General features: G+C 31.5%; 20 protein-coding genes, 8 tRNA genes and 4 pseudogenes. 22 read left to right on the top strand and 10 right to left on the bottom strand.

All coding sequences use genetic code 11. The features are described 5' to 3' along the window. Positions 1 to 242 precede the first annotated feature (242 nt). From ABLV95_RS06925 to yhaM, 5 genes and pseudogenes are all read left to right on the top strand, one after another. Positions 243 to 1,374 (top strand): annotated as a pseudogene (locus ABLV95_RS06925) (DUF445 domain-containing protein). A gap of 67 nt (positions 1,375 to 1,441) precedes the next feature. Further along, positions 1,442 to 1,786 (top strand): YlbF/YmcA family competence regulator, encoded by a 345-nt coding sequence (locus ABLV95_RS06920; protein WP_046466332.1) that lies wholly within the window; start codon positions 1,442 to 1,444, stop codon positions 1,784 to 1,786. Between the two features lie 220 nt (positions 1,787 to 2,006). After that, on the top strand, positions 2,007 to 3,191 hold the full coding sequence (locus tag ABLV95_RS06915; protein ID WP_046466333.1) for a metallophosphoesterase family protein: 1,185 nt from the start codon (positions 2,007 to 2,009) through the stop codon (positions 3,189 to 3,191). Between the two features lies 1 nt (position 3,192). Next, a complete protein-coding gene (locus ABLV95_RS06910; RefSeq protein WP_460876691.1) occupies positions 3,193 to 6,126 on the top strand; it encodes an AAA family ATPase in 2,934 nt (977 codons plus the stop codon). Next, positions 6,126 to 7,067, top strand: a complete 942-nt coding sequence (gene yhaM / locus ABLV95_RS06905) for a 3'-5' exoribonuclease YhaM (RefSeq protein WP_046466335.1) — start codon at positions 6,126 to 6,128, stop codon at positions 7,065 to 7,067. The genes ABLV95_RS06910 and yhaM overlap by 1 nt, the downstream gene beginning before the upstream one ends. A 191-nt stretch (positions 7,068 to 7,258) precedes the next feature. Here the strand turns inward: yhaM and ABLV95_RS06900 are convergent. From ABLV95_RS06900 to ABLV95_RS06885, 4 genes and pseudogenes are all read right to left on the bottom strand, one after another. Continuing rightward, positions 7,259 to 8,252: pseudogene (locus tag ABLV95_RS06900) on the bottom strand (peptidylprolyl isomerase). Positions 8,253 to 8,506: 254 nt separating this feature from the next. After that, the gene (locus tag ABLV95_RS06895; protein ID WP_460872748.1) at positions 8,507 to 9,064 is read right to left on the bottom strand and encodes a DUF3267 domain-containing protein; all 558 of its coding nucleotides are present in this window, start codon (positions 9,062 to 9,064) and stop codon (positions 8,507 to 8,509) included. Positions 9,065 to 9,332: 268 nt separating this feature from the next. After that, positions 9,333 to 9,705, bottom strand: a pseudogene (locus ABLV95_RS06890) (YtxH domain-containing protein). A 79-nt stretch (positions 9,706 to 9,784) separates the two neighbouring features. Beyond that, entirely contained in the window at positions 9,785 to 10,210 is a 426-nt protein-coding gene (locus tag ABLV95_RS06885) for an HIT family protein (RefSeq protein WP_460876689.1), read from the bottom strand. Positions 10,211 to 10,337: 127 nt separating this feature from the next. Between ABLV95_RS06885 and ecsA the strand changes: the two genes are divergently transcribed. Together ecsA and ecsB are read left to right on the top strand one after the other, a co-directional pair. Further along, entirely contained in the window at positions 10,338 to 11,075 is a 738-nt protein-coding gene (gene ecsA / locus ABLV95_RS06880) for an ABC transporter ATP-binding protein EcsA (RefSeq protein WP_069818064.1), read from the top strand. Next, positions 11,072 to 12,295: an ABC transporter permease EcsB gene (gene ecsB, locus ABLV95_RS06875; RefSeq protein ID WP_285323449.1), complete on the top strand. Its 1,224-nt coding sequence runs from the start codon at positions 11,072 to 11,074 to the stop codon at positions 12,293 to 12,295. Before ecsA ends, ecsB begins: the two co-directional genes overlap by 4 nt. Before the next feature lie 83 nt (positions 12,296 to 12,378). On the opposite strand, the gene ABLV95_RS06870 is transcribed toward ecsB, so the two are convergent. Next, positions 12,379 to 12,882, bottom strand: a complete 504-nt coding sequence (locus ABLV95_RS06870) for a signal transduction protein TRAP (protein ID WP_460876686.1) — start codon at positions 12,880 to 12,882, stop codon at positions 12,379 to 12,381. Between the two features lie 260 nt (positions 12,883 to 13,142). Between ABLV95_RS06870 and hemE the strand changes: the two genes are divergently transcribed. The 13 genes and pseudogenes from hemE to ABLV95_RS06805 all read left to right on the top strand — a co-directional run bounded on the left by hemE (position 13,143) and on the right by ABLV95_RS06805 (position 19,064). Then, positions 13,143 to 14,177, top strand: coding sequence for a uroporphyrinogen decarboxylase (gene hemE, locus ABLV95_RS06865; RefSeq protein ID WP_460872745.1), 1,035 nt, complete (start codon positions 13,143 to 13,145; stop codon positions 14,175 to 14,177). A gap of 84 nt (positions 14,178 to 14,261) precedes the next feature. After that, positions 14,262 to 15,185, top strand: coding sequence for a ferrochelatase (gene hemH, locus ABLV95_RS06860; RefSeq protein WP_285323446.1), 924 nt, complete (start codon positions 14,262 to 14,264; stop codon positions 15,183 to 15,185). A 17-nt stretch (positions 15,186 to 15,202) separates the two neighbouring features. Further along, positions 15,203 to 16,598 (top strand): annotated as a pseudogene (hemY, locus tag ABLV95_RS06855) (protoporphyrinogen oxidase). A 193-nt stretch (positions 16,599 to 16,791) separates the two neighbouring features. Further along, on the top strand, positions 16,792 to 17,349 hold the full coding sequence (locus ABLV95_RS06850; protein ID WP_427707008.1) for an RBBP9/YdeN family alpha/beta hydrolase: 558 nt from the start codon (positions 16,792 to 16,794) through the stop codon (positions 17,347 to 17,349). A gap of 375 nt (positions 17,350 to 17,724) precedes the next feature. Continuing rightward, positions 17,725 to 17,796, top strand: a tRNA-Met gene (locus tag ABLV95_RS06845). A 12-nt stretch (positions 17,797 to 17,808) separates the two neighbouring features. Further along, a tRNA-Asp gene (locus ABLV95_RS06840) sits at positions 17,809 to 17,884 on the top strand. 10 nt (positions 17,885 to 17,894) lie between these two features. Further along, positions 17,895 to 17,967 (top strand) — tRNA-Phe (locus ABLV95_RS06835). A 20-nt stretch (positions 17,968 to 17,987) separates the two neighbouring features. Next, positions 17,988 to 18,063, top strand: a tRNA-His gene (locus ABLV95_RS06830). 14 nt (positions 18,064 to 18,077) lie between these two features. After that, positions 18,078 to 18,151 (top strand) — tRNA-Gly (locus ABLV95_RS06825). 10 nt (positions 18,152 to 18,161) lie between these two features. After that, positions 18,162 to 18,236 (top strand) — tRNA-Asn (locus tag ABLV95_RS06820). A gap of 3 nt (positions 18,237 to 18,239) precedes the next feature. Beyond that, positions 18,240 to 18,311: transfer RNA gene (locus tag ABLV95_RS06815), tRNA-Glu, on the top strand. A 45-nt stretch (positions 18,312 to 18,356) separates the two neighbouring features. Beyond that, positions 18,357 to 18,445, top strand: a tRNA-Ser gene (locus ABLV95_RS06810). Positions 18,446 to 18,623: 178 nt separating this feature from the next. Next, positions 18,624 to 19,064 carry a carboxymuconolactone decarboxylase family protein gene (locus tag ABLV95_RS06805; protein WP_046465635.1) on the top strand — a complete coding sequence of 147 codons (441 nt, stop codon included), beginning with the start codon at positions 18,624 to 18,626 and terminating at the stop codon, positions 19,062 to 19,064. A 73-nt stretch (positions 19,065 to 19,137) separates the two neighbouring features. Here ABLV95_RS06805 and ABLV95_RS06800 read toward each other — a convergent pair whose 3' ends face one another. The 4 genes from ABLV95_RS06800 to ABLV95_RS06785 form a co-directional block, all read right to left on the bottom strand. Next, positions 19,138 to 19,701: a PepSY domain-containing protein gene (locus tag ABLV95_RS06800; RefSeq protein WP_427707010.1), complete on the bottom strand. Its 564-nt coding sequence runs from the start codon at positions 19,699 to 19,701 to the stop codon at positions 19,138 to 19,140. A 362-nt stretch (positions 19,702 to 20,063) separates the two neighbouring features. Then, positions 20,064 to 20,336: a hypothetical protein gene (locus tag ABLV95_RS06795; RefSeq protein WP_056935754.1), complete on the bottom strand. Its 273-nt coding sequence runs from the start codon at positions 20,334 to 20,336 to the stop codon at positions 20,064 to 20,066. Positions 20,337 to 20,344: 8 nt separating this feature from the next. Further along, on the bottom strand, positions 20,345 to 20,629 hold the full coding sequence (locus ABLV95_RS06790) for a hypothetical protein (protein WP_460876744.1): 285 nt from the start codon (positions 20,627 to 20,629) through the stop codon (positions 20,345 to 20,347). Positions 20,630 to 20,646: 17 nt separating this feature from the next. Further along, positions 20,647 to 21,345 (bottom strand): glycosyltransferase family 2 protein, encoded by a 699-nt coding sequence (locus ABLV95_RS06785; RefSeq protein ID WP_460876681.1) that lies wholly within the window; start codon positions 21,343 to 21,345, stop codon positions 20,647 to 20,649. A 275-nt stretch (positions 21,346 to 21,620) separates the two neighbouring features. Between ABLV95_RS06785 and menE the strand changes: the two genes are divergently transcribed. Both menE and menC read left to right on the top strand, forming a co-directional pair. Continuing rightward, positions 21,621 to 23,009: an o-succinylbenzoate--CoA ligase gene (menE, locus tag ABLV95_RS06780; RefSeq protein ID WP_427707014.1), complete on the top strand. Its 1,389-nt coding sequence runs from the start codon at positions 21,621 to 21,623 to the stop codon at positions 23,007 to 23,009. Between the two features lie 13 nt (positions 23,010 to 23,022). Further along, positions 23,023 to 24,027 carry an o-succinylbenzoate synthase gene (menC, locus tag ABLV95_RS06775; protein ID WP_460872741.1) on the top strand — a complete coding sequence of 335 codons (1,005 nt, stop codon included), beginning with the start codon at positions 23,023 to 23,025 and terminating at the stop codon, positions 24,025 to 24,027. On the opposite strand, the gene yidD is transcribed toward menC, so the two are convergent. Continuing rightward, entirely contained in the window at positions 24,024 to 24,260 is a 237-nt protein-coding gene (gene yidD / locus ABLV95_RS06770; RefSeq protein ID WP_002507269.1) for a membrane protein insertion efficiency factor YidD, read from the bottom strand. The genes menC and yidD overlap by 4 nt on opposite strands. Positions 24,261 to 24,269: the final 9 nt, after the last annotated feature.

The following is a 24,269-nucleotide window of genomic DNA, read 5'->3' as shown; positions in this document are numbered from 1 at the left end:
TTAGTCACTTTACTCTACTTGACCTAAACAAAGATTTAGGTCTTTTTTTATTTGGTTGTTTTGTCACTTTATTTTAGTTGCTTGTGATATTTAAGATGAATTAAGTAACTAAATATAGAAAACAAGGTATTTTTACTACACATTTTTATAGTAAGTATTATACAATGTAAAAATGATTGTAATTTAAAATGGTCTTTCAATAAAACAGAAATAAATTATAGAATTTAAAGGAGAAATCATCTATGCATACTTTTTTAATAATTGTATTTATGATGGTGATTGGAGCATTGATAGGTGGGGTAACAAATATTTTAGCAGTTAGAATGCTATTTCATCCATTTAAAACCTATTATATTTTTAATAAACGTGTGCCCTTTACACCAGGATTAATACCAAAACGTAGAAAAGAAGTCGCTGATAAGATTGGTCAAGTAGTTGAAGAACACTTATTAACAGAAAGTTTAATCCAATCAAAATTAAATGCACCATCTTCAAGACAAGCAATTGAAGAAGTATTACTTAAACAAATTCAAAAATTAAAACAAGAACATATGACATTGCAATATTTCGCTGATAAGTTAGATTTAGATGTTGCGCAGTGTAGCAAATGAAAAATTAGACTTAGTGATTTCAAATAAATTAGATGCATTTTACCAAGATAATCAAACTACACCTATCAAACAGATTATTCCTGAAGAAATAGAAGCTAGTATTGATAGTAAAATAGATTTAGTTCCTGATTTATTGTTTGAAAGAGCAAGCGTGTATCTAAGTTCAGAAAAAGGTGCAACTGATATTGCATCTATGTTGGAGACTTTCTTCAACGAAAAAGGTAAAATAGTTGGCTTATTACAAATGTTTATGACTAAAGAGAGTATTGCTGATCGTATTCAACATGAACTTATTCGTTTAACTAAACATCCTAAAGCTAAGGCAATTGCAAAACAGGTCATTGATAATGAATATGAGACTATGAAAGCTAAAAATTTAAATGAACTTGTTAGCGAAAGTCAGTACAATTCATTTAAAACTTCTATAACTGAATTAGCTGTTGGTTATTTAGATGTAGATAAAGTATCAAAACAATCGTTTAATACTTTAATGCCAAGCTTTATTCATTTCTTAGAAAGTAAAGTTTCTCAAAAACTAACAGATGTTATTATAGAGAATATATCTAAACATATATCTCCAATCATGAAAAAGATTAATTTAAGACAAATGGTTGAAGAACAAATTAATACATTTGATTTAGCTTATATAGAAAGATTAATCATTGATGTCGCAAATAAAGAACTGAAATTAATTATGCTTTTAGGTTTTTTATTAGGGGGCATAATAGGGCTATTACAGGGCGTAATTGCAATTTTTGTATAACATATTAAATTATGTTATTGTAATACCGATGTGGTTTTCACACATATACAAAAAGGAGTGAAGCATAGTGGCAGTAAATTTACACGATCATGCAAATCAATTAGAACAAGCTTTAAGAGAAAGTGATGAATACCAAGCTATTCAAAAAGCTTATGCAAATGTTAAAGAAAATAAAGAGTCAAAAGAATTATTTGACGAATTCCGTGAAACTCAATTAGAATTCCAACAAAAACAAATGCAAGGTGAAGAAATCGGTGAAGAAGAGCTACAAAAAGCACAAGAACAAGCTCAAAAAATCGAAAATGATTCAAACATTTCAGAATTAATGGCCGCTGAACAAAACATGAGCCAAGTATTCCAAGAAATCAACCAAATCATTGTTAAACCTTTAGACGAAATCTACGCTGACTAATATCAATTAATCAGATTTTTGATTTCCAGCTACAATACATTTTATGTATTGTAGCTTTTTTTGTTTTATCGACTGAATCTTAGACAATGTGGTAAAATATAGAGATACAAGGTATTCGCATGCACACATCTTAAAATTTGAATGAGCAACTAATTCATTTATAGATTGTCTTGCATGTATCATCTTAAATAAACCTTTAGATAAAGGAGAACTGTACTGTATGGTGAAATTTATTCATTGTGCTGACTTACATTTAGATAGCCCGTTTAAGTCAAGAAGCTATTTAAGTCAGTCGATTTTTGAAGATATGCAAAAAAGTGCGTACGAAAGCTTTAAAAAAATAGTAGATTTAGCATTGAATGAAGAAATAGATTTTATGATTGTTTCTGGTGATTTATTTGACCAACAGAATCGGACATTACGTGCAGAAGTGTTTTTGAAAGAGCAATTTGAGCGCTTATCTAAAGAACAAATATTCGTCTATATTTGTCATGGCAATCATGATCCTTTATCATCGAATATTGGAACAGAATGGCCAGATAATGTTTCAGTGTTCTCAGAAAATGTTGAAACTTATCAAACAATCACTAAAAATGGAGAAGAAATCTATCTTCACGGCTTTAGTTATCAAAATGATGCGAGTTACGAAAATAAATTAGATGCTTATCCATCAAGTCAAGGCCAAAAAGGAATCCATATTGGCATACTTCATGGTACATATAGTAAATCTAGTGCGAAAGACCGCTATACAGAATTTAGATTAGAAGATTTAAACAATAAGCTGTATCATTATTGGGCACTAGGTCATATTCATGAACGTCAACAATTAAGCGATATGCCTCAAATTCACTATCCAGGTAATATACAAGGCCGACACTTTAAAGAATTAGGTGAAAAAGGTTGTTTACTCGTAGAAGGCGACGATTTAAATCTCGAGGCTAAATTCGTACCTACACAATTTATTCGCTTTGAAAAAGCAACGCTTGAAACAGATAAAACTTCTAAGCAAGGTCTTTTTGAAGCAATTCAAACTTTTAAAACACAAGTGAGAAAAAATGGTAAATCGATTTATCAATTGAAGGTTATTGTTAATTCCGATCAATTGATACCTGAACAAGACGTCATACAAGTTCATGAAATGATTAGTGATTATGAAGAAAATGAACATAACTTTGTATTTATTGAAAATTTAACAATCAACAATAAATATGAAGATCAAAATACATTAGTAAAAGAATTCTCGCCAGAGTTAATCGATGACAACACTGTTTATGATAAAGCTATGAACGATTTATATTTAAACCCTAAAGCTTCTAAATATCTAGAAAATTATAGTGATTTTGATCGACGTGGTTTGATAGAACATGCCGAAGAATTATTAAAGTCAGATATGAGGGAGGAATAATATGAAAATTAAATCGTTAGAGATATATGGTTATGGTAGATTTATACAAAGAACAATCGAATTTGATGAGACTTTCACTGAAATATATGGTGAAAACGAAACTGGAAAGTCTACGATACAAGCCTTTATTCACTCCATCTTATTTGGTTTTCCAACAAAAAAAGAAAATGAGCCGCGCTTAGAACCACGATTAGGTAACCAATATGGTGGTAAATTAACTTTAATTCAAGATGATGGCACATTAGTTGATGTAGAGCGTATAAAGGGTAGTGCAGTAGGCGATGTGAAAGTTTATTTACCTAATGGCACGATTAAAGATGAAAATTGGTTGAAAAAAGAATTGAATTTTATTTCTAAACGTACATACCAAGGTATTTTTTCTTTTGATGTACTTGGGTTACAAGATATTCATAAAAATATGGATGAGACACAATTACAAAATTATTTATTACAAGCGGGTGCATTAGGTTCTACAGAATTTACTAGCATGCGTGGCATTTTAAATGAGAAAAAAGAAATGTTATATAAGAAAAATGGACGTAATCCAATTATTAATCAACAATTAGATCAGTTGAAAGACTTAGAGAGTCAAATTAGAGCAGAAGAGTCGAAGTTAACTACTTATAAAAGACTTGTGGATGATAAAGATAAATCAGAACGCGGGTTAGATAATATAAAGCAAAATCTAGCACAGTTATCTAAAATGCATAACGAAAAACAAAAAGAACTCACTTTGCATGAACAAACACAAGAATGGAAAACATTAGAATCTCAACTAAATATTGAACCAGTACTTTTCCCAGAACAAGGTATTGATCGCTACGAATCTGCAAAAATTCAAACCCAAAACCTTAAAAGAGATTTGGGTTTAAGAGAAGAAAAGTTAGCGCATCTTAAATCAGAAAATGAAAAAATCAATGTTCCGAAACAAAGTGATATAGATGCTTTCAATCATTTACACCAACAAGAGAATGAAATTAAACAAAAAGAATACGAACTTAAAGCTATTGAAAAAGACATCCAAGATAAAGAGCGCGAAAAGACTGGTCTGAAGTCTAATATTGGTCGGCATGATGTGCATCATCAAGTTGACAGTTCAGAAGCAATGAAAAGCTTTGTAAGTAATCAAATTAAAAACAAACAAGAACAAACTGCATTTGTACAACAACTCGAACGTAATATCGAAGAAAATAAAATTGATCAAGAGACCAATGCTACGGAAATAGATGCTTTAGAAGCAGATATTGTACCTGAAGAAAATTTTGAAAAGAAAAAACAATATAATAAACAAGTATTTGAGCTTCAAGAAAAGAATAACCTTTACCAAAAAATGAAAGAGGCTTTTGATAAAGATCAACAAGAAAATGAGAAAAAACAGAATTTATTACGCATAAGCTTAATTATATTAGCAGTAATAAGTATAGGACTAACGATTTTCTCATTCGTATCTGCGAACATACTCTTTGGCGTTGTATTTACGATATTGTCAGTCATATTTATCATAGGCGTTTTCTTTGTAAAATCTAAGGAAATAGGTCATAGTGAAACTTTCTCAAAAGAAATAGATGATTTGCAACGACAAATTACGCATTTAGAAGATAATTATGATCTTGACTTTGACTTGGATGATCAGTACCGAGTGCGGGAACAGTTGCATAGTACAGTTAAGACAAAAGAAGCACTTGATAAAAAGGCCGACTATTTAGCAACGAGTTTAGAGCAAGCTCAAAAACAATATCAAGAAGCACAAGACAGTATTCATAAAGTTAAAACAGATTTGCATTTATCTGATAAAATGTCAGATGAACTAATCATTGATAGTATTGGCACAATGAATAAGATTAAAGACTACGATAAGCATATCGATGAACTTAAAGAGCAAGCGCGTCAATTACGTGAATCGTTAGAAGCATTTTATGCACATGCTAAAGAAATAACTAATAATCAATTTACGTATTTTAATGATTTATCACTATTCCATGACATTAGACAGTGGCTCAAAGAAGAAACAAGTAATCTTGAAAAATGGAATAGAAACGATGAGCAAATCAAATTAATTGAGAGTGAAGTATCGCAACTACACAATCGATTAAACGAAAATAATAATGTGATTACACAGTTATTTGGCTATGTTAATGCTTCTGATGAAGAGAGTTATTATCAACAACATGTACAATATCAAAATTATCAACAACAAATGACAAGGTTTAATGATTTATCGAAATACTTAGAGAATCAAAATTATAATTATGATTTAAGCTCAAGGTTAAGTGAAAAGACTTATGCGCAATTAACGCATGAAGATGAAGTCTTAGCACGACAAGTAGACGAATATAATGATCAATATTTAGAAATGCAGTCAGAAGTTAGTGACTTAAACGCAAAAATAACTGATATGGAAACAGACAAGACATTAGCTGATTTAAGACATAGATTCCATATTCTTAAAAATAAAGTAAATGATGAAGCAAAAGATTGGGCAAGTCTGAGTTACTTACAATCTTTAGTAGAAGGTCACATTGCACAAATTAAAGATAAACGTTTACCAGAAGTGATAAGCGAAGCAACTGATATATTTACGCATTTAACAAATGGTCATTACGTACAAGTGACTTATGCTAACGATGAATTAATGGTGAAACAACAAAATGGTCAAATGTATGAACCAGTAGAACTTAGTCAGTCTACTAAAGAAATACTTTATATTTCATTGCGATTGAGTTTAATCAAAACGTTAAAACCATACTATCCATTTCCAATTATCATTGATGATGCATTTGTACATTTTGATAAACAACGCAAAGAAATTATGATGAATTATTTAAGACAAATGCCGAAAGACTATCAAATTTTATTCTTTACATGTGTGAAAGATACAAGTGTGCCTTCAAAACAAATCATTACGTTGAATAAATTCGAGGAAGGCGGTAAATAATGAGAAACGTAGAAAATTTAAAGCCTGGAGATTCTGTAGATCACTTTTTTCTAATTCATAAAGCAATACAAGGTGTGACAGCTCAAGGCAAAGATTATATGACACTACATTTACAAGATAAAAGTGGGGATATAGAATCTAAATTATGGACGGTTTCAAAAGAAGATATGAAAATATTAGAGCCTGAACAAATTGTCCATGTTACTGGTGATGTTATCAATTATCGTGGTAGAAAACAGATGAAAATCAATAAAATACAGTTAGCTAAACCAGAAGATAATATGAAAACACAAGATTTTGTTGATGGTGCGCCATTAACACCAGATGAAATTCAAGAAGAAGTTTCACATTATATGCTAGATATTGAAAATGCTACGCTACAACGTATTACGCGTCATTTGATACGTAAGCATCAAGAAGCATTTTTCACATTCCCGGCGGCAAGTACACATCACCATAACTTTTCTAGTGGTTTAAGTTATCATGTATTAACGATGTTGCGTGTTGCTAAATCTATATGTGATATTTATCCTTTACTTAACCGTAGTTTATTATATAGCTCAATTATTTTACATGATTTAGGTAAAGTAAGAGAATTAAGCGGACCAGTTGCTACATCGTACACAGTAGAAGGTAATTTACTTGGTCACATCTCCATAGCGAGTGATGAAGTTGCAGAAGCGGCAAGAGAGTTGAATCTTGACGGAGAAGAAGTACTTTTATTGCGCCATATGATTTTAGCACATCATGGTAAGATGGAATATGGTTCTCCTAAGTTACCGCACATGAAAGAAGCAGAAATATTATTCTTTATTGATAATATCGATGCTAAAATGAATATGTTTGAAAAAGCATATAAGAAAACGGATAAAGGTCAATTTACTGAGCGTATTTTTGGACTAGATGGCAGACAGTTTTATAATCCAACGTCACTAGACTAATCACGTCATTGTTTATATAAGAGGATAGTTTGGAACATCAAGAACACATCCTCAAATTAAATACACCAAGCCATTTGTTTTTCTGTTGGCTTGGTGTTTTCTATTATAAAAAAGGCTGATAGAATCTCTTTTAGAATCTATCAGCCTTTTTGAATTTGTGTGAGCTATTTCAGAGACACTGTGATGGCTTTTTATTGTCCTGTAGACATTCGAGCGCCACCTTGTTGCATAGCTTGTTGCTGTTGCTGTTGTTGCTTGCTGTTGTTTTATTTTTTCTGGGTTTAAGATTGAATCTTCAATAGCTTTTTTGATATCTCTATCCTTATAGTCTACATTATATTCATCTAATAATTCTTTGTATGCATCTGTTAATAGTTTAGGCTCTTTTTGTACTTTAGATTGTAATAATTGAGATTTAAGTTTATCTTTTTGTTTATCAAAGTCGTCTTCTTTGTCTGCTTTAATAATATGATAACCATAATCTGTTTTCACTACTTTAGAAATTTCGCCTTCTTTAAGTTTAAAGAGAGCTTTTTCAAATTTATCTTCCATTTGGCCTTTCATAACATAACCTAAGCTACCGTCTTTTTTAGCTGATGATTTATCTCCTGATTCTTCTTTTGCGATTTCACCAAATTTGTCTGGATCTTTATCGACTTGTTTTTTGATTTTTTCTGCTTTTGCTTTTGCATCTTTATCAGATAAACCTTCTTTATCATCTTCATTTTCTTTTACTTTAATTAAGATATGAGAACCTTTTTTAGTGTTTTCTTTGATTTCTTTATCTGAAACATCGACTTTGTCATTAAGTAATTCTTTTTGATAAGCTTGCGTTTTCTTCTGTTCTTTATAATCACTTATAGACATTTTTTGCTGTTTTAACATACTTTCAAATTGTTCTTTACCGCCATATTGTTTTTGTTCTTTTTCAACTTCTTTGTCGATGTCTTTCGTATTAACTTCGTCTTTATATTTATCTGCTAGTAATTTGTTTAATAAGATTGAGAATGAACTGTTGGCAATTTGTTCATCGCCCATTTTGCTCATGACATCTTCTACTTTAACGTCTCCGGCTTTTGATGAAATAATCGTATCATCTTTTGAATCTGTTGCACTACTACCACAAGCACTTAATAGCAACGCGCTTGCCGTAACCGGAAGTATAACTTTTTTAAATGTTTTCATGGTTGGAAACTCCTTTTGTAATAATAACAACGTAAATATAACATATTATGCTGTGTTCACCAATAAGAAACCCTATTTCTAAGACTATAGTATTAGTAAATATATAAAAAAATAGATTATTAAAATTAATTTGAATAAAAAACAAAAAAGTGGGATAGAAATCAAAATTTAAAATTTGATTTCTATCCCACCCACAAGACGTATTAGGTATCTGATAGATAGCATGCTCGCTTGTATGTCAAAGACACTATGCATTATTGTTCATATTTAGTGTCAACTTTATTTAGAATATTAATACCAGTTTGATGTTCTTCTATATATGAACCTTCATTGGAAAATAGTATTATTTTTAAATAAAGAAAATCCATTACTGAATAACCCATATTTAATGCAAGAATAAACATAAAGTAGTGACCAAATTGTGGGAACTGTATGCCGGCATATGCACAGATGCTCGTAATAATGATTACAGGCGTAATTAAATCAAAGCAAAAGTAATATTTATTTACAGGTGTGTTCACATACGTATTATAAAAAGGAACGGATTTATGTCGCACTAATTTATATTTTTTGAAAGATTTATAATAAGGAAACAGAAATACTAAATGAATTGCTTTATGAATAGGGTATAAGATCACCACTAACACTAAAAATACTAAAAAATATTGATCCGTCAATTTCGTATTGGAAAAGAAATACAAAATTTCATAGGCAATTAAGAATGTAATGATCGTTGTGACTAAACTTAGAAATGCGATTCTAGGTAAGCCGAAACGTGCATTTATATCAATTTGGCGTGTACATAGATACATAACTAAATCATGCTCCTCTACTTAATAAATATCAGCACTTATATACTTTCGTATTATCTATCCTAACAGTAAAAAGGTCAAGATAATTTTGAATATGTAATAGGGCGCATATAAAAGAAGAAATAAGCGATCAATTGAATGCTTTTATAGGAGTTTATATCAGTATATAAAAAGAGCTGTAAACCTCATTATGGACAATGCTAAAGGTTACAGCTCTATGTTTAGGTTTGATAGATGTTTAGCATAAAATCAATTGAATAACTGTAGGTTACTTATCTTTTTCAAAAGTTTTGCTAATTTCTTCGCCACGATTTTGTAAATTCTCGATATGAGACTGTAATTTTTCAATGTTAGGGTTGATATCAGATTTGAAATCACCAATCATTGTTTTCACTTCATCACCAATTGTACTACCAAATTCTGTACTTTCAGATTTAATTTGAGAGATATAATTCGTAATATCATTTATACTTTGCTTAATGGTATTAATTTCTCTATCAACTTCTGATTCAGCGCCGGCAGGTCTTTTTGTTTGTGCATTAAATTGGTTAGACTCTCTTTTATCGCGATTCATTAAAGCAAAGCCAAGACCAGTTGCAACGCCAAGCACCAAGACCTAATAATATTTGAGCTGTTTTCATAAAAATTCTCCTCATTTCTAAATAATATCGCATTCTTTAATATGTTTTATATACCCCGTATGAGATAAGATAAGCATATTTAGTCGAATTGAGCTGCTATTTCTTGTGCGAGTTTAGCTTTTTGGTCATCATCAATCGTATCTTCATGCGTTTCCCATTTATAGCCAAAGCCATCCACATCGTTTTCATATCTTGGTAAAAAGTGGAAATGAAGATGGAAGACAGATTGATCGGCAAATTCACCATTATTCTGTATAATATTTAATCCATCAGGGTTAAATGCTTTTTTAATCGCATTTGCCACTTTAGGTAATGTTGCACCAATATGTTTCATTGTCTCAGTATCTGTTTCGAAAATATTGGCTGATGCTTTTTTAGGAACTAATAGTGTGTGACCTTTTGTAACTTGAGAAATGTCTAAAAATGCGTAAACATAATCATCTTCGTATACTTTATGGCTAGGTATGTCACCATCAATAATTTTACTAAAGACTGTTTCTGACATGAATCTTCACTCCTTGTAAGATTGTTACTGACTATTATAGCATTAGTATATTATTTCCGTCATTTTTCGCAGTAAATTTATGCCTATAGACTGATTTTTGATACAATATAATTTGTGGAGGTGCCATATGACAGTAAAAATAGAACATTTAACAGGCGGTTATGGTAAACGACCTGTAATTAAAAATATAAATTTTGAATTAACCCAAGGTGAAATTGTTGGGCTTATTGGATTAAATGGAGCAGGTAAAAGTACGACAATCAAGCACATGCTTGGTTTACTGACACCTATGGAAGGTGAGATGACAATTTCTAATATAAATATAAAACAAGATGTTGAAACTTATAGAAGAAAATTATCTTATATTCCAGAGTCTCCAGTTATTTATGAAGAATTAACATTGCAAGAACATATCTACATGACAGCTATGGCTTATAATATTAGCAAAGAAGCCGCAATGGAGAAGGCACAACCTTTATTAAAAACATTTCGCTTAGAAGATAAATTAAATATATTTCCAAGCCACTTTTCTAAAGGTATGAAGCAAAAAGTAATGATTATTTGTGCCTTTATTGTAGATCCAGAATTATACATTATTGATGAACCATTTCTTGGATTAGATCCTCTAGGCATTCAATCAATGTTAGATTTAATGGTTGAGAAAAAAGACGAAGGTCGTACTGTATTAATGAGTACACATATTTTAGCAACTGCAGAAAGATACTGCGATAGATTCTTAATTATGGACGAAGGGCAAATTGTAGCATTCGGAAACTTAGATGAACTAAGAGCACAAACAGGCTTAGAAGGTAAAACATTAGATGAAATATATATCCATGTCACACAAGGTGGCCAACAAACATGAATCAAAATGCGAAACAATTATTTAATACAAGAAAACAAGAGATAAGCAAAGAAAAGCAATACTATAATAAATTCATCTTTAATGGCCATTTCTCCGTATTTCTTGTAATTATGTTTGGTGCCTTTCTAGTAGGCTATGGTGATTGGCTACAATCTATACCACATGATTTTAATTACGCTTTGATTGCTAGTATCGTCGTAGCATTAACATCTATGTTTCCAATTAGAACGTTGCTTAAAGATGCGGATAGACTTTTTCTATTACCATTTGAAAAACACATGTCGGAATATATGAAACATAGTTTGATTTATAGTTACTTTTCTCGAATAGGGTTTCAAGTATTAATACTAATTGTGTTATTCCCATTGTTCTTTGTGATTAATAATCAAACGTTTGGTTTTTATATTTTGTTTGCTGTATTAGCACTCATTTTCCCATTGCTAGGTTTATTATTAAAATGGCAATGGTATAAATACCGATTAGAAGGTTGGTCTCTGTATGTATTACTCTTTATTATTTTCACCTCGGGATATTACTTAGCATTAGACCCGAAACAATTATCAAGTATTACTTCTGTTTTCCTCCTCGTGGGTATAACAATGTTAATCCGTTATCAAAATAAGACACATTTATATCCTTGGGAAAGAATGATTAAATCAGAACATCAACATCACATGAATTATTATAAATTCGTTAATATGTTCACGGATGTAAAACATCTTAAAGAAACAGCAGTAAGAAGAAGCTATCTAGATCCATTGCTGATTACGCCTAAGCGTAAAAAGTTTAATTCAAATTATATGTATCTTTATTTATTTATAAGAAGTTTTGTACGTGGTAAAGATGCTTTTAATATTATTTTAAGGTTAGTAATGCTTGCACTTGTTTTAATGTTTTGGTTAGAACAACCTATTATCATGTTAATTATTGGTAGCTTGTTTATGTACATTATCTTATTACAAATGGCACAATTTTATACACAACAAGCCTATGGGTTGTGGCCACAAGTATGGCCCGTTACTGAATCGAAAGTAATAAAAGGATATGAACAATTCTTGTATAGATTAATGTTAATTGTAGGAGCGTTATTTATTATCATCTATGCTGTAGTATTTCCGCTCTATAGTTACTTTGGTTTGTTATACTTCCTTGTAGGTTGGCTAACAATTTTAAATGTCATTAAAAAACTTAAATATCAAGAAACATTGTTAAGAGATTAAAAAAAGTCGTTTCTCGATGTGTTAGATAGTTTATCTAGCGCATAAGAAACGACTTTTTATTTTAAAAATTGTAATTTCCAATATTAATTATCATCAATCGGGAATAAATATCTTTCGAAATAACTCGAATGTTGACGACTTGAGCCGAAGAACTGGCTTAATGCCGGCTTATCAAAGTTGTCTTTGAATAAAGACGAAGCTCTAAAATCTTCATAAGCATTTCTACTTTCGAAGCCAAAGTAAATCTTATATGTTAAACCTTGTTCCGGTTTTAAGAAACGATAACTTCTATAACCAGCAAATTGATTGAAATCAGTAGAAAAGCCTTCCAATTTTTTCTCTAATTGATAAGCATGATCTTCTGAAGTCGGAATAAATATTACTGAATAAAAGTTATTCTCATCTAAATCGCCCTCAGCCTTTAGAACTTCATAAACTAAAGGTTGTTTTAAAACGGATTGATTATCTGTTTCTTCAATGATTACTGAAGAGTCAGAAGCTGAAAATTGTAATAAGTTATGATCAGGGTTATTAAGTCTGATTTGATTCAAATAACCAAAAGTACCATAAGATGCATGAATTTTCATAAGATTTCCCCCTTGCTTTGTTTAAGAAAGTGCATATAACTATTATACTGTACTATAGATATATCTATGTTATCAAATAAATATAATAATAGTCTTTGATAACATTATAATAGATTTCTAAAAGAAAACAATAGTCAAATGATTAAGATGGTAAAAGTAGACTGTTTGTCTTTTTTATGACATTTTAACACAATGAAATACGGGGTATATAACAGTATGGTATTATAAATAAGAATGATTATAATGTAGGAGGATTCAAGGTGCATAATAAAAATAATACAATCCTAGATATGATAAATGGTGAGGCGGTAGACCACACACCAGTATGGTTTATGCGTCAAGTTGGTAGATCACAGCCTGAATATAGAAAATTGAAAGAAAAGTATTCTTTATTTGAAATTACACATCAACCTGAGTTATGTGCTTATGTTACACATTTACCAGTTGATAATTATAATACAGATGCGGCGGTGCTGTATAAAGATATTATGACACCACTTCAGCCGATAGGGGTAGATGTAGAGATTAAATCTGGTATAGGTCCAGTAATTCACAACCCTATAAAAAATATACACGACGTTGAAAAATTAGGAAAGATTGATCCTAAGCGTGACGTGCCATATGTTTTAGATACAATAAAAATATTGACTGAAGAAAAATTAAATGTGCCATTAATTGGTTTTACGGGAGCGCCATTTACATTAGCAAGTTATATGATTGAAGGTGGACCTTCAAAGAATTATAATTTTACTAAAGCAATGATGTATAGTGACGAAGCAACTTGGTTTGCACTTATGGATCATTTAGTAGACATGTCCATCACATATACCTCTGCTCAAGTTGAGGCTGGCGCAGAGATAATACAAGTGTTTGATTCATGGGCTGGGGCGTTAAATGTAAAAGATTATCGTTATTACATTAAACCGGCGATGGAGAAACTTATTAAGGGTATAAAAGCGAAACATGATGTACCTGTAATATTATTTGGTGTAGGTGCAAGTCATTTAGCACAGGAGTGGAATTCATTACCTATCGATGTATTAGGTCTAGATTGGAGACTCTCTATCAAAGAAGCTGGAGATTTAAATATCACTAAAACACTGCAAGGCAATTTAGACCCATCATTGTTATTAGCACCATGGGACGTTATTGAAGAAAGATTAAAACCAATATTAGATCAAGGTATGGAACATGGACAGCACATTTTCAACCTTGGACATGGCGTTTTTCCAGAAGTTAAACCAGAAACACTTAAACGTATAACAACATTCGTTCATGATTATACTAAGAGATAGTAGACATAAACACACGTCATCAAGAGTAACAATTTATTATGTCATATACATCTAAAATTTATTATACAAAAGGATGATTTAAAAATGACAAAAACAATAGGCTTATTAGTTATGGCATATGGAACACCATATCAAGAAAGTGATATTGAGGCTTACTACACAGATATTAGACATGGGAAAAAACCTACTGAAGCAGAATTACAAGACTTAAAAGACAGATACAAACATATCGGTGGGTTATCACCATTAGCTAATACAACCAATCGCCAAGCTGAAACACTTTGTGATGCACTAAACGAAGCTTACAGTGATGTTGAATTTAAATTATACATTGGTTTGAAACACATACATCCTTTTATAGAAGATGCGGTTCAATCAATGTATGATGAAGGTATAGAAGAAGCAGTTACAGTAGTATTGGCGCCACATTATTCTAGTTTCTCAGTTGGTTCATATAATACGAGAGCTCAAAAAGAAGCGGATAAATATGGTATTACATTTAAACATGTAGAACACTATTATCAACAACCTAAATTCATTCAATATTGGACAGAAAAAGTGAATGAGTCATTATCGGAAATTCCAGAAGAAGAACATAATGAAACAGTGTTAGTTGTATCAGCGCACAGCCTGCCAAAAGAACTTATTGAGCAAAATAATGATCCATATCCAAATGAATTACACCATACGGCACAATTATTAGAAGAACATTCTAATATTCTCCATGTAGCTGAAGGGTGGCAATCTGAAGGTAATACTGGTACACCGTGGTTAGGGCCTGATGTTCAAGATTTAACTAGGGCGTTATATAAAGAACATGGCTATAAAAATTTCATTTACACTCCTGTTGGTTTTGTATGTGAACATTTAGAAGTGTTATACGATAATGATTATGAATGTAAAGTAGTCTGCGACGAATTAGGCGTTAACTATTTCCGTCCCTCAATGCCTAATACGGATCCATTGTTTATTGGGGCAATCGTTGATGAAATCAAAAATGTTTATTAAAGGAAGCGTGAACTGTTTTGACTAAAAGTATTGCGATTATTGGTGCTTGGTATTACAGGTTTATCAAGTGCATATTTTATTAAAAAACAACGACCTGACATTGATGTCACTATATATGAAGCATCTAATAGAACTGGTGGTAAAATTCAAACTTATAGAACTGAAGGTTACACCATTGAACTTGGGCCAGAATCCTATTTAGGACGCAAACAGATAATGACAGATATTGCTAAAGAAATTGGTTTAGAAAATGACCTTATTACAAACCAAACAGGACAGTCTTTTATATATGCTAAAAATAAATTATTTCCTATCCCAGGCGGATCAATTTTAGGTGTGCCAACTGACATTAAACCATTTTTAAAGACAAAATTAATTTCTCCTACGGGTAAATTAACAGCTGGATTAGATTTATTTAAGAAATCGATAGAAATGAACCATGATATTTCAGTAGGATCATTTTTCCGCCAACGTCTAGGGGATGAAGTGTTAGAAAACTTAATAGAACCTCTAATGGGTGGTATTTACGGTACGAATATAGATGACTTGAGTTTGATGAGTACTTTTCCAGAATTCAAACAAAGAGAAGAACAATTTGGCAGCTTAATTAAAGGTATGCGATATGAAAAAGAACAACGACAAAAACAACGTCAACTATATCCAGGTGCGCCAAAAGGACAATTCAAGCAATTCAGACATGGTCTGAGTTCATTTATAGAAGCTTTAACAAAATATGTTTTAAATCTAGGTGTCAAAATAGAGTTTAATACGCCTATTCAAGATATTATTGTTGCTCAAAAATCTTATGAAATCGTCACATCAGAAACGAAAACTGAATATGATGGTGTCCTAGTTACTACGCCACACCAAACATTTATGCAATGGTTTGGCAATGATCCTTCCTTTGACTATTTCAATACAATGAATTCTACGACTGTGGCAACAGTCGTATTAGCTTTTGATGAAGAAAATATTGAAAACACATATGACGGTACCGGATTTGTCATTGCGCGTACAAGTAAGACAAGTATCACTGCATGTACATGGACAAGTAAAAAATGGCCATTTACAACACCAGAAGGTAAAGTACTTATTCGTGCATACGTAGGTAAACCTGATGACACGGTCGTGGACGATCACACAGATGAGGAAATTGTAAATATTGTTAAAAAAGATTTGAGTCAAATGATGACATTTAAAGGTGCACCAGATTTCAGCATCGTGAATAGATTACCTAAAAGCATGCCGCAATACCATGTAGGCCATATAGATCGTATTAAAGAATTACAAACACATATTAAAACAAGCTATCCAAGACTACGTATTACTGGTGCCTCATTTGAAGCAGTAGGGTTACCTGATTGTATTCAACAAGGCAAAAATGCTGTCGAAGAATTAATAGCTGAACTATAATAGAAAGTTTAAAGAGCCGCTACTTCGATATAATAAGTTATTATATCGAAGTAGCGGCTTATTTTTATATTTTTAATTGTTGGATAATTTAATATTTATAATAATTGTGAGATACTTAATATATAGTGTAGTAGAAACGTATGCAGTAGCAATATAACAATGGTTTATGAGCTATTGTACAGGGGGAGTAGTTATGACAGATATTATAATTGTACATTCAAAAATTGGAGATGCCACAAATCATTGGTATAAATGGTTAGCTAATAATCTTATTTTAGAAGGTTACAATGTAACATTATTTGATTTACCAGTAGAAGAAAATGATAATCTTGAGCAGTGGGTGGAAAGAATGAAAGACCAGATCACTGTAAAAAAATATGAAACGTATTTTATAACACATGGTTTTGGTACTTTAGCATCACTAAAGTATATAGAAGAAATGAATATAAACCACATCGAAGGATTGTTTAGTGTTGCGGGCTTTATGGATGACGCGGAAGAAATAGATGCCTACATCGATCCTGAAACAAAAGCAATCGATTATGAGATTGTTAAAAATAAAGTAGATGAATTTTATGGTTTATGTTCTAAAAATGATGAATATGTATCGTATTTAGAAACTAAAAGATTAATGGATACATTAAATGGTGTATGTAAAGTTACAGAGAACGGTGGCCACTTTATAGAAGATGATGGCTTCACTACATTCACAATTTTACATGGAAAAATGCAAGGCATTATGAGTAAGTAATTTACTATTGTACATTAAAGAACATTATTTAGTTAGTTATTGTTCTTTAATGTACAATATTGAATGTAATGACATCACTATAAATGTAGTATTTAAGTATGAAAACAATAGAATTTTGTATAAATAAGGAACTAAAGATAAAATATTATTATTATATTCCTTTTTTACACAAAATAGTTTATAAAAGTTATTGACTAAAGTGTTGGAAATTTATATACTAAGTTAGTATTGATTGATAGGGGATGTGCAAACATCAATTATCGCATTAAAGTTTTAACTCCTGATTAAGCCAATGTAAATTACTTTTAAAAAGTTGTTGACATTAAGTAAAGATTCATGGTATATTAATTGGGTAGGCGTCATTAATAATATTACCGCGGGATGGAGCGGCGGTAGCTCGTCGGGCTCATAACCCGAAGGTCGGTGGTTCAAATCCGCCTCCCGCAATTTTTTATTTTAGGTCTCGTAGTGTAGCGGTTAACACGCCTGCCTGTCACGCAGGAGATCGCGGGTTCGATTCCCGTCGAGACCGCCATTATCATTATGGTTCAGTAGCTCAGTTGGTAGAGCAATGGATTGAAGCTCCATGTGTCGGCAGTTCGACTCTGTCCTGAACCATTTTTTTAATATTAGTTTTGGCGGTTGTGGTGAAGTGGTTAACACATCGGATTGTGGTTCCGACACGCGTGGGTTCGATCCCCATCATCCGCCCCATAATGATTAATTAAGCGGGTGTAGTTTAATGGGAAAACCTCAGCCTTCCAAGCTGATGTTGTGGGTTCGATTCCCATCACCCGCTCCATTTTAATTATTCCACAGTAGCTCAGTGGTAGAGCTATCGGCTGTTAACCGATCGGTCGTAGGTTCGAGTCCTACCTGTGGAGCCATATGGCCCCGTGGTCAAGCGGTTAAGACACCGCCCTTTCACGGCGGTAACACGGGTTCGAGTCCCGTCGGGGTCATACAAACAGAAGTGAAATATCGCTTCTGTTTTTTTATATTCTATTGGAGAGTTGTCCGAGTTGGCCGAAGGAGCACGCCTGGAAAGTGTGTAGACGTCACAAGCGTCTCGAGGGTTCGAATCCCTCACTCTCCGCTATTTGATTATGATTTCCCTCATTACTCATCATTCCTTAGAATGTTGATGTAGTGGGGGTTTTTTATTTCGTCTAACTATTAAAAAGATGGGTACTAAACAAAGAAATTGTGATTTTTAAATTTAAAAACTATACTAAATTAGAAAGCTTGAAAATCATAATTACGGGGGCTCATACTTGGAAAATAGAATAGATTATTATGAAATTGCTAGGGAAGAAATGGCATTAATTATGGATTTGGAAAAACAATTAAAGAAAACATCTATTAATAGAAAGTTACGAGAGTTGATTAAAATACGTGTTTCTCAAATAAACGGCTGCGCTTTTTGTATTGGTATGCATACTGCAGATGCTAGAAAAATGAAAGTATCAGAAGAAGAAATTTATTTATTAAACGCATGGCATGAAACAAATATATATTCTGTAAAAGATAAACTAGCTTTTAAACTTGCAGAAGCAGTGACAAATATTACTGTAAATGGCGTTACAGAGGAACTATTTAACGAAGTTCGTAAAGTGTATACAGAAGAGGAGTACACAGACTTAATATTAATCATTAATCAAATTAATATGTGGAATAGATTATCTATTTCTATGGGGAATAAACATATCGTGTAAGTCATAAATTTATAGAAATAATAAAGGAGAATCAATAATTTAATATTGATTCTCCTTTGTTATTTAGTGCGTTTTAATCATCTTGTTCATTGTTTAGTACATCGCCACTTTTAGCATCTATTGTGATTTCGTGCTTAGTACTATCATCTTTTAGGTCTAAATCGTAAACGAGTTTGCCATCATCTTCAGATAGGGACCATTCTTTGATGTCGCCATCAAATTCTTCTTGTCCTTTTTTGATAGCATCTTTATAATCGATGGCATCACTATATTTAAAGGCTTCATTTTTATTTACTGAATCTTCATTTTCAGTGTTTTTATTTAAAACTTCTTTGTTTTTATCAGAAATGATAACTTCTGATTCTTCACCATTTTTTTGTTGCTCTATTTTATAAGCCCATTCACCATTACTCTTTTCATAAGAGATACCTTTTAAGTCTTGTCCGCTATATTCATCTTGTGCTTTTTTAATAGCATCTTCAGGGCTTGTTTTGATTTTATCTAAAGCAATAACTTGTTTATCTGTATCTTTATTACTAGAATCCTCAGATTTAGTATCGCTCTCTGAATCTCCATTACCACATGCTGTAAGCAAAATACCTGATAGTGCAACCGCAGTCACCAATTTTAATTTCATTTTTATCTCTCCTTGTAAATGATTCATTAACAAGTATATACCCATTAATAATACTTTTAAACTATAAAATAAAAGAAAAAATAGTTTTTTGAGGGATTTTAGCGTGGAAAAATTTATATTTTTGAATATAAATAACTAAAAATGATAAATTAAACATATTTTCTATTTATGATATTCCAATTTTGAAAGCACATGTTTGTCTGCTTTTTTTATAATGTGACTCAGTTAATGCCGCCAATGGAAACTTCGATGTTCATATCAAACAATGCTATCACCCATGTAGTTAATTAAATTGTTGAAACAATTTTAGGAATAGAATACAATCACTTAAATGACTCGTTAACTTATCATCTTATAATGATTTAAAATCTACAAGATACACGGAGAAGAGGGGTATTATTAAAATTAAATTCTCCTTTTAAATCATGAATGTTTATATGACTTTTTAAATTGCTAATACTTGCTATTTTATACCCATTCATCATTAATATTGGTGTTTTATTTTTGTTCCATTTAACTGAAAATGTAATTTGCTCATAATTGGTGAATATCCATTCAATTTTTTCTTTGTTTAGTTTTAAATCTTCTTGCTTCAATGCTAAGTAATGTCTATTTTCATAATTAAAGTTTTCCAATTATATCTTTAACCACCTTTTAATATTTTATCTGCAGTCATCACAGCTAATAGGTTATTTTGTCGTATAGCCTCTAATTTTAAATTAAATATAGGTGTTACATATGTATCTGCGGTTCTGGGAACTTCATTTATAGTTTTTGATAAATAGTTAAGCCATTCTTTTTTCTCTCTATAACTCATTTTACTAATTGAAAAATGCTTATTCTGTCCATGTCTAAATAGTCTTGTCGTATACTTCGGCGCAAGTTTGTCACGGAGCACTCGCTTTTTGTATACTTTACTGCAATATATAGCGTTATAGATATTACTTATAGTAGAAAAATATTGTTTTGGTGTGCTTTTCTTAGTAGATAGATGATTTTTTTCGAGAAATCATTCACAACAATGTAGTATTCATAATCAGTTTTAATAGAATAATTTTTTGAATTCATTAGGAATTCTATAGTGAAAAGTTGATCCTCTGCAGTTTTAGCATTTGTTTTAAAACGAATTTTATTTTTATGTATAATATTACTTTTAAACATCTTTAAAACTGATAATGCATAAAATAAACTGTTTTCTATAATATCTGCTCTTGGCACATTACCATTTTCAAACACTGCTTTCGGAACACCTCTACCTTTTCCTTCCACACCATACTTACCAATAATTAAATCACTATTATTTTCTTTCCCATATATGTAAAGGTCCTCTAACGCTCTTTCATGCAAGTAATCATCAGAATCTAAGAAGAAAATGTACTCCGAATTACTCATGCTTATGCCTTTGTTTCTTGGAGCACTTGCGCTTCCTGTATTTTTATTTAATCTTTTAAATTTTATTAAATGCTTATAATTAACCCAATATGCTTTAATAGTTTCAATGGTTTCAATATCGTTTGAATGATCATCTATAATTATTAATTCAAAATCTTTATGACTCATAGTTTGATTTAGAATTGAATCGATAGTACGAGAAATCATTTTTCCATTATTATATGTAGGCATAATGACACTAATCATTTTCATAAGAAATCACTCCTTTAAACTAAAATAGCAAAGTTAAATATGAGATGGAATAAAGTTTAGTAAAGTGTGAAAAATATAACGGTAAATGTAAAAAAACATATGTATGAAAATTCAAAAGCTATTTGAAATAATAACAAGCTTTAAAAATTAGAATGTGTGACTAAAAATTTAACTTATAAAACCTTTGCGTAGTCATAACATTAAAGTGAAGATTTGGACCATGTTAAATAATAATAAAAGCGTTATAATATAATATGAGATGGAGGAATGTAGGCGTGGAATTTTGGTTGAAAAAACAAGCAGAACTAAATGGTGAAAAGGTGTTTATAGATGATGGCACAAAGCAAATTTCATTTAATAAGACCTATCAATATGCTTCGAGATTAGCATATCAATTAAAACAATTAGATAAGCCAAGAATTGGATTATATATCGATAATTCGATAGCATCTGTCATTTTAATTAATGCGGCGTGGCTAGCTGGAATTGAAATTGCTATGTTAAATACAAGGCTGACTAAGAAGGAAATGCTTGCACAAATGGCATCAATTGAGGTTGATACTGTGATAGCACGTGAGCCAATACAATTAGAAGGTATTCATATAGTTAATTTTGAAAACTTATGGACTTATTTGGATGATAAGCAATTTGAAGCTTCATTTTCAATAGAACGTATTGCATCAATTATGTTTACATCAGGGACAACAGGGCCTCAAAAAGCTGTGCCACAGACATTTAGCAATCATTATGCAAGTGCAAGTGGTTGTAAAGAAAGCCTTGGGTTTGATCAGAATACTAAATGGTTATCGGTATTGCCTATTTATCATATTTCAGGATTAAGCGTAGTATTAAGAGCATTAATTGAAGGCTTTACAGTTCGTATAGCATCTAAATTTAATTCTGTAACTATGTTAAATATTATAAAAGAAGAATTACCTACACATGTGTCACTCGTACCACAAACCTTAAAATGGTTAATGGATGAAGGGTTTAATCAACCTTATCATGTTCAAAAGATATTACTTGGTGGTGCGAAACTCTCTAGTGCTTTGATTGATCAAGCACTTCAAAGTAGATTGCCAATATATAATTCCTTCGGTATGACAGAAACGTGTTCACAGTTTTTAACTGCCTCACCAGAGATGTTAGCACATCGTTATGATACAGTAGGGAAACCGAGTGAAAATGTTGATGTAAAAATTAAAGCTCCAAATACGCAAGGTCATGGTGAATTGTTAATCAAAGGAGATAACGTTATGCAAGGTTATCTATATCCTGAAAATAAGCAAGATACTTTTGAAGCAGGCTATTTTAATACTGGTGACATTGCAGAAATAGATGACGAAGGTTATGTCATGGTTTATGATCGCAGAAAAGATTTAATAATCAGTGGTGGAGAAAATATCTATCCTTATCAAATTGAGTCAGTTGCTAAGAATTATTTTGGCATAGAAGATGCGATGTGTGTCGGCATAGAAGATGATACTTGGGGGGAAGTCCCATATTTATATTACGTTGCGAATATAACAATATCTGAGGCGCAATTATTAGAACATTTCAAACAAAATTTAGCAAAATATAAAATACCTAAGCAATTTGTACGTGTTGAATCATTACCCTATACATCAACAGGAAAGCTACAGAGAAACCGTTTGAAACTTTAAATTCGAGGTGGATATGAAATTACAAGCAGTGAAATTATACGAATATAATACTAGTTTTAAACATGCTATTGTGACGCCGAAAATTAAATTGAGTTGCCGGAAGGTATTAATTATTGAATTAATTACTGATACGGAGCAACATTATTTTGGTGAATGTAATGCTTTTGAGACGGATTGGTACTCACCAGAAACGATAGAAGTTGTACGCCGCCAAACTGAGAAATGGATTAAACAATACCAAAATGAAACGTTTAATCATTTTGGAGAGGCACAAGCAACATTAGGTTGTTTGATGGCATATCCAGCTACAAGAAGCATGCTAGTAATGGCTTTTTATCAAATGTTTTATGAAATGCATTCATTTAATGTTCCTTATGGCGCAACAGTCAGTGGTTTGACTGAAGGGAATTTAAAGCAACTTGTAGATACCCAACCACAACGTGTTAAAATAAAATGGTCACAGCATATACTACAAAATATTGAAATGTTAAAACAATTAGATTTTCAACCGGATATCGCAATAGATGCGAATGAATCTATTCAAGATAATGAGTCGCACAAGTTAAAACAACTGGCTAATAAATCATTACTCTATATCGAAGAACCTTTTAAATCGTTAGATAAACTAGAGGCTTTTACTAAGTCTGAACTACCACCAATCGCAATTGATGAAAAAGCATTATCTCAAGATCAAATTATGGAAATCATTGCTAATAATCCTATTGATGTAGTTGTGTTGAAACCATTTAGATTGGGTGGCGTAGATAAAGTATTAGAAATCATTAACGTATTAAAAGCAAAAGATATCAAAATTGTTATCGGTGGTATGTATGAATATGGATTAAGTAGATATTTCACCGCATTGTTAGCTCAATTTGCTGACTATCCAAGCGATATCACACCAGAAGGTTATTATTTTAAAAATGATATAGTAAATAATGCAGGCATATTAAAAGGAGATTCAATATATTTTGAACCTCCTGTTGTTAATACAGCACAATTAAAGCGCGTTTATTAATCTTTTTTCTTTTCTTTTTTCTTTAATGGTACTGGGTCAAAGCCACCTTTATGAAGTGGATGGCATTTCGAAATTCTTTTAACACCTAACCACGTACCTTTAAATGCACCATAGACTTGTATCGCTTCTCTCGTATATTCAGAGCAAGTTGGATAGAAGCGACATGTAGCAGGTGTCATTGGCGAAATGAAACGTTGATAAATACGTATAAGTCCTAGGAACAATGTTTTCATTATAATTTT

Origin of the sequence: Staphylococcus sp. Mo2-1, assembly GCF_046721385.1 — a bacterium.
GTDB classification, from domain to species: domain Bacteria; phylum Bacillota; class Bacilli; order Staphylococcales; family Staphylococcaceae; genus Staphylococcus; species Staphylococcus equorum_A.
The sequence above is the reverse complement of the archived record's forward strand: the minus strand, read 5'-3'. Positions and strand labels throughout refer to the sequence as shown.

Excerpts from the sequence above, each read along its gene's own strand:
- menC (WP_460872741.1), top strand. The coding sequence starts at position 23,023 with ATGAAATTACAAGCAGTGAAATTATACGAATATAATACTAGTTTTAAA.
- yidD (WP_002507269.1), bottom strand. The coding sequence starts at position 24,260 with ATGAAAACATTGTTCCTAGGACTTATACGTATTTATCAACGTTTCATT.
- ABLV95_RS06870 (WP_460876686.1), bottom strand. The coding sequence starts at position 12,882 with ATGAAAATTCATGCATCTTATGGTACTTTTGGTTATTTGAATCAAATC.
- ABLV95_RS06895 (WP_460872748.1), bottom strand. The coding sequence starts at position 9,064 with ATGTATCTATGTACACGCCAAATTGATATAAATGCACGTTTCGGCTTA.
- ABLV95_RS06915 (WP_046466333.1), top strand. The coding sequence starts at position 2,007 with ATGGTGAAATTTATTCATTGTGCTGACTTACATTTAGATAGCCCGTTT.
- ABLV95_RS06885 (WP_460876689.1), bottom strand. The coding sequence starts at position 10,210 with ATGTCAGAAACAGTCTTTAGTAAAATTATTGATGGTGACATACCTAGC.
- ABLV95_RS06850 (WP_427707008.1), top strand. The coding sequence starts at position 16,792 with ATGACAGATATTATAATTGTACATTCAAAAATTGGAGATGCCACAAAT.
- ecsB (WP_285323449.1), top strand. The coding sequence starts at position 11,072 with ATGAATCAAAATGCGAAACAATTATTTAATACAAGAAAACAAGAGATA.
- ecsA (WP_069818064.1), top strand. The coding sequence starts at position 10,338 with ATGACAGTAAAAATAGAACATTTAACAGGCGGTTATGGTAAACGACCT.
- ABLV95_RS06910 (WP_460876691.1), top strand. The coding sequence starts at position 3,193 with ATGAAAATTAAATCGTTAGAGATATATGGTTATGGTAGATTTATACAA.
- hemH (WP_285323446.1), top strand. The coding sequence starts at position 14,262 with ATGACAAAAACAATAGGCTTATTAGTTATGGCATATGGAACACCATAT.
- ABLV95_RS06785 (WP_460876681.1), bottom strand. The coding sequence starts at position 21,345 with ATGAAAATGATTAGTGTCATTATGCCTACATATAATAATGGAAAAATG.
- yhaM (WP_046466335.1), top strand. The coding sequence starts at position 6,126 with ATGAGAAACGTAGAAAATTTAAAGCCTGGAGATTCTGTAGATCACTTT.
- ABLV95_RS06800 (WP_427707010.1), bottom strand. The coding sequence starts at position 19,701 with ATGAAATTAAAATTGGTGACTGCGGTTGCACTATCAGGTATTTTGCTT.